The 10,423-nt window shown below is 69.2% G+C and carries 6 protein-coding genes; 5 read left to right on the top strand and 1 reads right to left on the bottom strand.

Annotation, left to right across the window (positions count from 1 at the left end):
* Positions 1–153: 153 nt before the first annotated feature.
* Positions 154–1,506, bottom strand: coding sequence for a magnesium transporter (mgtE, locus tag IRZ30_RS12475; RefSeq protein WP_294085577.1), 1,353 nt, complete (start codon positions 1,504–1,506; stop codon positions 154–156).
* Positions 1,507–2,273: 767 nt separating this feature from the next.
* Between mgtE and ugpC the strand changes: the two genes are divergently transcribed.
* From ugpC to IRZ30_RS12450, 5 genes are all read left to right on the top strand, one after another.
* Entirely contained in the window at positions 2,274–3,380 is a 1,107-nt protein-coding gene (gene ugpC, locus IRZ30_RS12470; protein WP_294085576.1) for a sn-glycerol-3-phosphate ABC transporter ATP-binding protein UgpC, read from the top strand.
* A 179-nt stretch (positions 3,381–3,559) separates the two neighbouring features.
* Positions 3,560–4,807 (top strand): NAD(P)/FAD-dependent oxidoreductase, encoded by a 1,248-nt coding sequence (locus tag IRZ30_RS12465; protein ID WP_294085575.1) that lies wholly within the window; start codon positions 3,560–3,562, stop codon positions 4,805–4,807.
* A 646-nt stretch (positions 4,808–5,453) separates the two neighbouring features.
* A complete protein-coding gene (locus IRZ30_RS12460) occupies positions 5,454–8,264 on the top strand; it encodes a 2-oxoglutarate dehydrogenase E1 component (protein WP_294085574.1) in 2,811 nt (936 codons plus the stop codon).
* Positions 8,254–9,585, top strand: a complete 1,332-nt coding sequence (gene odhB / locus IRZ30_RS12455) for a 2-oxoglutarate dehydrogenase complex dihydrolipoyllysine-residue succinyltransferase (RefSeq protein ID WP_294085573.1) — start codon at positions 8,254–8,256, stop codon at positions 9,583–9,585. Before IRZ30_RS12460 ends, odhB begins: the two co-directional genes overlap by 11 nt.
* 236 nt (positions 9,586–9,821) lie before the next feature.
* Positions 9,822–10,423 (top strand): alpha/beta hydrolase (locus IRZ30_RS12450; RefSeq protein WP_294085571.1); only part of this gene is annotated, 602 nt, incomplete at its 3' end.

The following is a 10,423-nucleotide window of genomic DNA, read 5'->3' as shown; positions in this document are numbered from 1 at the left end:
GTCATACGTCATGCGTCACTCGTGTTCCGTATTGCGTATTGCGTGTTTCTCCCCTCTCCCCTGGTGGGCTCCGTCCGAGAGGGGCCGGGGGTGAGGGGGACGGTTGACGCTTCACGCATGACGTATGACGCATGACGCACCACGCATTACTCCTCACCCCAACCGCAGCACCATCCGGGCGATGGTGAAGTAGATGAGGAGGCCGGTGCCGTCGACGAGGGTGGAGATGAACGGCGCGGAGACGACGGTCGGGTCGACCTTGAGTTGGCGCAGCACCATCGGGAGGATGGCACCGACCACTGCGGCCCAGACGACGATTGCGGTCACCGCAGCGGCGACGACCAGGCCGACGTCGACGCCGACGTCCAGCATCAGCGCCCGGATGAAGGTGGCGACGGCCATGGTGATCCCGAGCATCAGGCCGGTCGCGAATTCCTTGGAGACGACGCGCGGCAGGTCGCGGAAGCGCACTTCGCCGAGCGTCATCGCGCGCACCAGGGTCATCACGACCTGGGAGCCGGCGTTCCCACCGGTGCCGATCAGCATGGGGATGAAGAACGAAAGGGCGATAACCTCGGCCAATTCGGTTTCGAAGAATTGCAGCACGGTGCCGGTGTAGGCCTGGGCCACGAAGAGGACGAAGAGCCAGACGATCCGCTTGCGCCAGAGGATGATCGGCGACACGCGCAGGTACGGCTCCTCCAGTGGCTCCGAGGCACCCAGCCGGGTGATGTCCTCAGTGGCCTCCTGGGCGAGGATGTCGGCCACGTCGTCAGCAGTGATGATCCCGAGCAGTCGCTGCTGGTCGTCAACCACCGGGAGGGCGAGCAGGTTGTTCTCCGTCAGGAGATGGGCCGCTTCCTCCTGGTCGGCTGTGGCCGGCACGGTGATGAGGTCGGTGACCATCAGGTCGCCCACCCGGCGATGCGGTGGGCTGAGGACGAGGTTTCGCAGCGAGAGAACGCCCAGCAGCCGGTCGTGCGGGTCGGTGACGTAGACGTAGGTGACTCCCTCGGCCTCTTGGGCCAGTCGCCGCAGCGCGAGGATCGCCTGGTCGGCGCGAAGGTCCGGCGCGATCGAGACGAAGGCCGGGGTCATGCGCCCGCCCGCGGTGTCGGGCGGGTAGGCGAGCAGGTCGCGCAGTTCGGCGGCCTCGACCGGCTCCATCTCGATCAGGATGCGGTCGGCCGCCTCCGGCGCGAACTCGCCCATGACGTCGGCCGCCTCGTCCGGAGCCATGGCCTCCAGGACGTCGGCGGCATCGGCCACAGCCAGCCGGCTCAGGATCTCGGCGGCGTCGGTAGGGTCCAGGGTTCCCAGCAGGTCGCCGAAGACCTCGTCGCCCAAGTCGCGGGCGATGCTGGCCAGGCGGGAGGGCGGCACCTGGAGCAGGTATGGCACCAGATCGCCTTCGGTCGCCAGGTATCGGAGTTGGTCGAGCAGCGACACGGTGTCGCTTTCGCTCGGCGTGGCCTCCGGGGGTCGCTTCTGCTCATCCAGGCTCACGCTGACCCTCCTTGTCCATGGCGGGAGCCGTCCCCGTGGCGGCTGGTCTCTCATCCCTCGCTGGCGGGCACGCGCACCGGCGCCAGGCCGCCGGAACAGCCCAGGGGCGGACGCTGAGCACGCATCGGAGCGTACCCGAGGTGCGACAGGCCGCGGTGCCGGGCAAGAGCGGAACCCCAGCCGCGGCCGCAATCGGTGCACCGTGTCACCAGACCAGACGACGTCCCGGCGCAGCGCATGCGCCCAGGGCGTCACCGATCCAAGCTATTATTCTCCTCATCGCACGCTGGTGACAGTCCCGGCGGAGGGCAAGCGAGGCTCTCGTCGTGCCCACGCGCAGTTCGCCGGCACGGGGCAGGCTGGGGTCGCTCAATGTGCGCTCTCGACCCGGTTCCTGCAAGCGCCCGCACGCTGGTCTGCGCACTCGTGGGTGACGGTGACCCTGCTCAGCCCCGTTTCCGGTCCGTCGAGCCCCCGGACCCGACGATGCACTGCAGCACAAACGGATCACCCAGTCCTTTCAGATCGCGACTGCTCGGTTTGCGGCGTGTGACCGGTGCAGCGGCACGTGGCGTGCGATGCGCGGCGCAGCCACCATCCCGCGCGGGGAACCAATCCTGGAACGGCGGACGGGCGTCCGAGCGCCCTGCGCATTCGGTCAGGCACGTGACGGTGGGCACGATGCGGGTTAAGATGGGTAGCGATTGCGAGTGTGGGTGGCACCATGCGCGTGCGCCGGTCGATACCGGAAAGAGGGGAAATCCAGCATGGCGCAAGTGATCTTCGACCATGTCACCAAACGCTTCGACGGGGTCACGGCCGTCAACGACCTGAACCTGGACATCGCCGATGGCGAGTTCCTGGTGCTGGTAGGTCCCTCCGGCTGCGGGAAGACGACGGCGCTGCGCTGCCTCGCGGGGCTGGAGGAAGTCACCAGCGGCGACATCTTGATCGGCGACCGCGTGGTGACCCACGTGCCGCCCAAGGACCGCGACATCGCGATGGTTTTCCAGAACTACGCCCTCTACCCGCACATGACCGTGCGCGACAACATGGCGTTCGGCCTCAAGTTGCGGGGCACGCCCAAGGAGGAGATCGAGCGGCGCGTCAAGAACGTGGCGGAGATCCTGGGGATCGACACGCTGCTGGATCGGAAGCCGAAGCAACTCTCCGGTGGGCAGCGGCAGCGGGTGGCGCTGGGACGAGCCATCGTGCGCGAGCCACAGGTCTTCCTGATGGATGAGCCGCTCTCCAACCTGGACGCCAAGTTGCGGGTGCAGACGCGGGCTGAGATCATCAAGCTGCAGCAGCGGCTCGGGACCACCACCGTCTACGTGACCCACGACCAGGTCGAGGCGATGACGATGGGCCACCGGATCGCGGTCATGAACGCCGGGGTACTCCAGCAACTCGACACCCCCCAGAACCTCTACGACCGGCCGGCCAACCTGTTCGTCGCGACCTTCATCGGTAGCCCGGCCATGAACATCGTCCCGGCCGAGGTGACCACGACACCGGAGGGGATGCAGATCGTCGCCGAGGACCTGCGGCTGACGCTTCCGGCGGAGCGAGGTGCGCGGCTGCGCGAGTGGGACGGCAAGTCGGTGCTCATCGGCATTCGACCGGAGCACTTCCACGAAGTGCACGAGTCGGACGCCGCCCCCGACGGGCGGTACGTGCGCCTGCCGGTGGAGCTCGTCGAGCCGCTCGGGGCGGAGACGCTGCTGCACCTGCGCGGGCCGGAGGGGCACACACTGGTGGCGCGGGTCGAGCCCGAGTTCCAGCCCGACCCGGGCGACATCGTCACCCTCTCGGTGGACGTCGAACAGATCCACGCCTTCGACCCCGACTCCCAGCAGACGCTGACGTTATGAGCGGGCGCCGGGATCTCCCCGGCGCTCATTAACTGCCTACCCATCCGGATGTCTGAACTGCCGGGCGGGGGCGCCCGCGTTCCGGCCGGTGGTAGAGTTAGGGGCGGCCGGGCGGCGTGCCCGTGGAGCCGCCGCACGGTCTGGCTGCTGGCGCTCACGGCAAGGAACGACCCGGTCTGATGTACGACGCCATCATCGTCGGTGCCCGAATCGCGGGCTCAACCACCGCCCTGCTCCTGGCGCAGCGGGGCTACTCCGTTCTGCTGCTCGATCGCGACCGCTTCCCCAGTTCGACGCTGTCCACCCACCTCTTCTTCACCGATACGCTCAGCGTGTTCGAGCGCATCGGCATGCTGGACCGCGTGCTGGCCATCGACGCCCCCCGGCTGAAGCGGCTGCGCTTTCCCTACGTCGACGCGCCCTTCGCCGCGGTCGACGGCCGCGACTTCGCGCTCTGCATCCGCCGGGAGCCGCTCGATGGGATCCTGGTCGAGGCGGCCGGCTCACACCCGGGGATCGAGTTGCACACCGGCGCGCGGGTGACCGGCCTCCTGCGCGAGGGCGAGCGGGTCACCGGCGTGCGCTACCAGGAGGCGGGGCAGGAGCGCGAGGCGCGGGCACGCTTCGTCATCGGCGCCGATGGGCGGCACTCGCTGGTCGCGCGCGAGGTCGGCGCGACGGCCTACGAGGACTTCCCGCCGATGTTCGCCTGGTACTACGGCTACTTCCGCGGGGTGCCGCTGGACGACCCGCCGAGCGCCTTTGCCGTGCGCGGCACGTACCCTGAGATCGGCGCGGAGTACGCCGCATCCTTCATCTTCCCCTGCGACGACGGGCTGACCCTGGTCGGCTTCGGCGTGCAGGCCAGCGCCTTCGACGCGTTCCGGCGCAACCACCGGGAGCACTTCTTCGGCGGCTTGGCGCGCATCCCGGAGGCGATGGAGCGGATCGGCGACAGCCAACTGGAGGGGGCGATCATCGGCACCGGCGACCTGCCGAACTTCCTGCGCGTGCCGGTCGGCCCGGGCTGGGCCTTGGTGGGCGACGCCGGGTGCCACAAGGACCCGCACACCGTGCAGGGGATGGGTGACGCGGTGCGCAGCGCCCAGCTCCTCGTTGAGTCGCTTGACCGCTGGTGGCAGGGAGAGATCGACGAACAGACGGCACTGGCCGAGTACCACGCCCGGCGCGACGCAGACGTGCTGCCGATGTTCGAGTTCACCACCGGCCAGCTTGAGGCCCGCTTCACCGAAGAGGAGTGGAAGGAATTCGGCCGCCGCACCTGGGAGGATCCGGCGCTGGCCCGCGCTCGCGTCGCCGCGATGGCCCATGCCATCCCCCCAGCCGAGGTCTACTCCGAGGAGGCGATCCGCCGGTTGCTCGAAGGCGGCGGCATCGGTGCCAGCGACCCGAATCCGGGTAAGTAGGCGTGGGACGCCGTGGTACGTGCCCGGGCAGGTGGTGTGAGGATCCCCGCGCCGTGGTTGGTGCCCGGGGGTGAACCCCCGAGCTGACAAGGAAAAGCCGGCTAAAGCCGGCTGAGGTGGGCCAAAACCTACACCCCGGTGTTGAGGCGCACCGGGCGGTGAACACCGTATCGCTGGGACCTGAGCCCGATTTTCCGAGCCGGCTTCAGCCGGCTTTCGTTGTGAGCCCGGCGGCTTTAGCCCCGGGCACGCGCCATGCACGAAGATCCATCATCCGCCAAACGCCCTCCCTCCGTGTTGCTGACGACGAACTCGGACAACAGGACATGCGCAGGCACCGGCTGTGCGGCACGTACGATTCGGAAGAGGATTCGCGCGCAGCAGGCGCCCGAAAGCGTGCCAGTTGGTGTACCATTAACAGCGTGACAACGGTGACGCCCGCACCCGCGCGCATCGTAGCCGCTCCGATGACAGAAAATGACCGCGGGTCAAGGGCCTCATCGTGGGTGGGGCTGGGTGTGCGTACTTGCGTCGTTTGCCGGGGGTAGGGTTCGCCCCGGCGAGCCTGGCGCGCGGGGGCGCCGGGCACGACGCGCGATCGATCGCTGCGAAGGAGCGGTGCGGGGAAGATGGGTGGAAGCGCCAAATGAGTGTCATGAGCCGTTTTCATGGCCCCAATGCTGGCTACGTCCTGGAGCTGTACGACCGCTACCTGCGTGACCCGGAGTCGGTCGACCCACAGACGCGCGCGATCTTCGAGCGCTGGACGCCGGAGCCGGATGGGGCGGTCGCCACGGCGGTTGCACCGGCCGCGCCGGGGGTCGACGTCACCAAGGTCGTTGCCGCCGCCAATCTCGCCCAGAGTATTCGCTCACATGGTCACCGTGCGGCGCGGCTTGACCCGCTGGGCAGCGAGCCGCCCGGTGATCCGTCGCTCGACCCGGCGGCCCATGGCCTGACCGAGGCCGATCTCGCTGCGCTCCCTGCGACGGTGGTGGGTGGGCCCGTGGCTCAGGGCGCGCGCAACGCCGCCGAGGCGATCGCCGAACTGCGCCGCATCTATTGCGGGACGATCGGGTACGACTTCGGCCACGTGCAGATCGCCGAAGAGCGCGAGTGGCTGCAGGAGGCGGTCGAGTCCGGTCGCTACGCCCGGCCGCTCACGGCGGAGCAGAAGCGGGCGCTGCTGCAGCGGCTGACCGAGGTGGAGTCGTTCGAGCAGTTCCTCCACCGCGCCTTCATCGGTCAGAAACGCTTCTCGATCGAGGGGACCGATATGATGGTCCCCATGCTGGATGAGATGATCCAGGAGGCGGTCGGGGCCGGGACATCCGACATCATCATCGGTGCCGCCCACCGCGGACGGTTGAACGTGCTGGCCCATGTGCTGGGCAAGCCCTACGCCAAGATCATCGCCGAGTTCATGGGGGTCAACCACCGCGAGCCGGCCGCGGCCACCGAGGGCGGCAGCAGTGGCTGGACCGGCGACGTCAAGTACCACATGGGCGCGGTCCGCCATGCCCCCGAGCTCCATGCCCGCCTCTCGATGTCCTCCAACCCGAGCCACCTGGAGTTCGTCAACCCGGTCGTCCAGGGAATGACCCGCGCCGCGCAGGAGAACCGCCAACAGGGGGGCTTGCCGCAGCAGGATGTTCGGCGCGCGCTGTCGATCCTCATCCACGGCGATGCCGCCTTCCCGGGCGAGGGCATCGTCGCCGAGACGCTCAACCTCTCGCGCCTCGCCGGCTACCAGGTGGGCGGTACGCTGCACATCATCGCGAACAACCAGATCGGTTTCACCACGGAGCCGTGGCAGTCCCGTTCGACCTACTACGCCAGTGACCCGGCGCGCGGCTTCGAGATCCCGATCGTGCATGTCAACGCCGACGACCCGGTCGCCTGCCTGATCGCGACCCGGCTTGCCGTGGCCTACCGCCAGCGGTTCCACAAGGACTTCCTGATCGACCTCGTCGGCTATCGCCGCTGGGGGCACAACGAGGGTGACGAGCCGGGCTTCACCCAGCCGCGCATGTACGAGATCGTCAGCAGGCACCCGACCGTGCGCGACATCTGGGTGGCGTCGCTCGTGGACGAAGGGGTCGTCACCCAGGACGAAGCCGACGCCATGAAGCAGGCGGCCCTCAACAAGCTGCAGGAGATCCGCACCGCCGTCGCCGAGGGCAAGGACGGGAGCGAGCCACTCGTCGAGGAGTCGGTGGATCCGCGGGTGCGCCACGTCGAGACGGCCGTCCCGCTCGACGTGCTGATCCAGCTCAACGAGGAGATCCACCGGCTGCCCGAGGGGTTCCACCTGAATCCCAAGCTGCGCCGGCAGATGCAGCGGCGCGCGACGGCCGTGGCGGAGGGTGGCGCGCTCGACTGGGCCCACGCCGAATCGCTTGCCTTCGCCTCGATCCTGCGTGACGGCACGCCAATCCGCCTGGCGGGGCAGGACGCGGAGCGCGGCACCTTCAGCCAGCGCCACCTCGTCTTCCACGACGTCGAGACCGGCGACCGCTACATTCCCCTCCAGGAGCTTCCGTCCGCCCGCGCATCGTTCGCGGTCTACAACAGCCCGCTGTCGGAGGCCGCGGCGCTCGGCTTCGAGTACGGCTACAGTCTGGAGGCGCCGGAGGCGCTGGTCCTGTGGGAGGCCCAGTTCGGCGACTTCGCCAACGTGGCCCAGGTGATCATCGACCAGTTCATCGTGGCGGCGCGCTCCAAGTGGCAGGAGAACCCGGCGCTCACGCTGCTGCTGCCCCACGGCTATGAGGGGCAGGGGCCGGAGCACTCCAGCGCCCGCCTCGAGCGCTTCCTGCAGCTCGCGGCCGACGACAACGTGCGCGTGGTCAACTGCACCACGTCGGCGCAGTACTTCCACCTGCTGCGCAAGCAGGCGGCGCTGCTCACGTCGGCACCGCGGCCGCTCATCGTCATGACCCCCAAGAGCCTGCTGCGCCACCCGGCTGCGGCCTCGCTCCCGGTCGACCTGGCCGAGGGGAGCTTCCAGCCGGTGCTGGACGACGCGGAAGCGGCCGGGCGGCGTGAGGAGATCGGCCGGGTCATCCTCTGCAGCGGCAAGGTCTACGTCGACCTGATCACCAGCGAGGCGCGCAAGGCGGGGGCGCCGGTGGCGATCGTGCGGGTTGAGCAGCTCTACCCGTTCCCCGAGGACGAGCTGCGCCGCGTGCTGGAGTCGTACCGCAACGCGCGCGAGGTGGTCTGGCTGCAAGAGGAGCCGGCCAACATGGGGGCCTGGACTTATATGCAGCCGCGCCTGCGCCGGATCATCGGGCCGGACCTGGATCTGCGCTACATCGGCCGGCCGGAGCGGGCCAGCCCCGCCGAGGGATTCCACGAAGTGCACGTGGTCGAGCAGGGACGCATCGTGGCCGAGGCCTTCGCGGGGGTGGCCTCGCCGCGGGTGAAGACCTACGGAGTGCAGCATGCCGGTTGAGATTCGAGTGCCACAACTCGGTGAGTCGGTCGTCGACGCGGTCGTCGGCACCTGGCTCAAGAAAGAAGGAGATCCGGTCCAGGTCGGCGAGACGCTGGTCGAGCTCGAAACCGACAAGGTCAACGTCGAGATCACGGCCGAGCAGTCCGGGGTGCTGGCGAAGATCCTCAAGCCTGAGGGCGAGACGGTGGCCGTCGGCGAGGTGATCGGAGCGATTGAAGAGGGGGCGGTTGCCGCCGCTCCGGCGCCTGCCGCGGCGGCAGAGGCTCAGGCTGCTCCAGCCCCGGCCACGGCGGCTCCCGCGCCGGAGCCTGAGCCGGTTACGGTCCCGGCCGCGCCGGGTGGGCCGCGCGCGACCCCGGCGGTTCGCCGCCTCGCGGCGGAGTACGACATCGACCTGGCGCAGGTGCCGGCCAGCGGTGAGGGGGGCCGGGTCACCCGCGAGGACGTGCTCGCCTACATCCAGCGCGCGGGACGCACCCGCGAGGCCGCACCGGTCGCCCCGGCCAACGGTGCCGAGGCGCCCGCAGCGCCCGCACCGGCGCCGACACCGGCTGCGCCTGTTGCGCCCACCGCACCGACGGCGCCGAGCCCGCTGCCGTTCGAGATCGCGGCCGACGGCCGCCGCGAAGAGCGCGTCCGCATGACCCGGCGGCGGCAGACCATCGCCCAGCGGCTGGTCGAGGCCCAGCACACCGCTGCCATGCTCACGACCTTCAACGAGGTCGACATGAGCGCCGTCATCGAGCTGCGCAAGCGTCGCGGCGAAGCGTTCCAGCAGCGGCACGGCGTCAAGCTCGGCTTCATGTCCTTCTTCACCAAGGCTGTCGTCGGCGCGCTCAAGGCGTTCCCGTACCTCAACGCCGAGATCCAGGGCAACGAGATCGTCCTGAAGCACTACTACGACATCGGCATCGCCGTCGGCACCGATGAGGGCCTGGTGGTGCCGGTGGTGCGGGACGCCGACCGGAAGAGCTTCGCCGACATCGAGCGGGAGATCCTCGATCTGGCGACGCGGGCGCGCGAGGGCAAGCTCCAGCTCCAGGAGCTGATGGGCGGCACCTTCACCATCACCAACGGCGGTATTTACGGCTCGCTTCTGAGCACGCCGATCCTGAACCCGCCGCAGGTCGGTATCCTCGGGATGCACAAGATCGAGCAGCGGCCGGTCGTCGTCGACGGTGAGATCGTCATCCGCCCGATGATGTACCTCGCCCTCTCCTACGACCACCGCATCGTCGACGGGAGCGATGCCGTCCGCTTCCTGGTGCGGGTCAAGGAGTTGATCGAGGATCCGGAATCCCTGCTGCTGGAGGGCTAGACCCGCGCAGCCAAGCGATGCGAACGGATCGGGGCGCGATGCATCGCGCCCCGATTGTGTGCGGATGTGGCCCTCACCTCCGACCCCTCTCCCAACCCTGGGAGAGGGGGGACGAAATCGCGAATTGCTTCCCTCTCCCAAGGTTGGGAGAGGGGCAAGGGGTGAGGGCCGTCCCCCGCGATTGAGACAGCGTTAGACCCCGTATCGGGTGCGGGGCCGCCCCGGAAGGATCACCGATGTCGTTGATCGCGCAGCGAACGACCCAGGCGGACGACGGCGCACGTATCGCCTACGAGGTACGCCACGAGCCGGGCGCGCGCCCGGCCATCCTCGCGCTGCACGGCGTCCTGGTCGGCACGTCCAACTGGGTCCACCAGATGCTGCGCCTTCCGCAGTTCCACTGGATCGCCCCGTTCTTCCGCGGCCACGGCAACAGTGCCCCGGCCGGTGAGCACCCGACCATCGAGCGCGCCGCGTACGACGCGCTGGCCGTCCTCGACGCCGAGGACGTGGAGCAGGCCGTCGTCATCGGCAACTCGCTCGGCGCGACGGTCGCCCTGGCCCTCGGCCTCCTCCGGCCCGAGCGCGTCCGGGGGCTGTTGCTGGTGGAGCCGTCGGTCCCGGCGCTGCTGTCCGACCGCGGCGGGGACCGCCTCAGCGCCGCCGCGCGGCAGGCGCGGGTCTTCCTGGCCGAGGGGAAAGTTGACGAGGCGCTCGACCTCTTCCTCACGCCCCGCCTCGGCGCCGACTGGCCGAACAAGGTCGGCCGGCGGCGCCTGGCCGAGTGGCGGCACAACGTGCTCTCCACCCCCGGTGTCTTAAAAACATCTGACCCTGC

The sequence above is a fragment of the Sphaerobacter sp. genome (assembly GCF_019683595.1).
GTDB lineage: Bacteria > Chloroflexota > Chloroflexia > Thermomicrobiales > Thermomicrobiaceae > Sphaerobacter.
This window is presented reverse-complemented; position numbering and strand designations above follow the sequence as displayed.

Excerpts from the sequence above, each read along its gene's own strand:
- ugpC (WP_294085576.1), top strand. The coding sequence starts at position 2,274 with ATGGCGCAAGTGATCTTCGACCATGTCACCAAACGCTTCGACGGGGTC.
- IRZ30_RS12465 (WP_294085575.1), top strand. The coding sequence starts at position 3,560 with ATGTACGACGCCATCATCGTCGGTGCCCGAATCGCGGGCTCAACCACC.
- IRZ30_RS12460 (WP_294085574.1), top strand. The coding sequence starts at position 5,454 with ATGAGTGTCATGAGCCGTTTTCATGGCCCCAATGCTGGCTACGTCCTG.
- odhB (WP_294085573.1), top strand. The coding sequence starts at position 8,254 with ATGCCGGTTGAGATTCGAGTGCCACAACTCGGTGAGTCGGTCGTCGAC.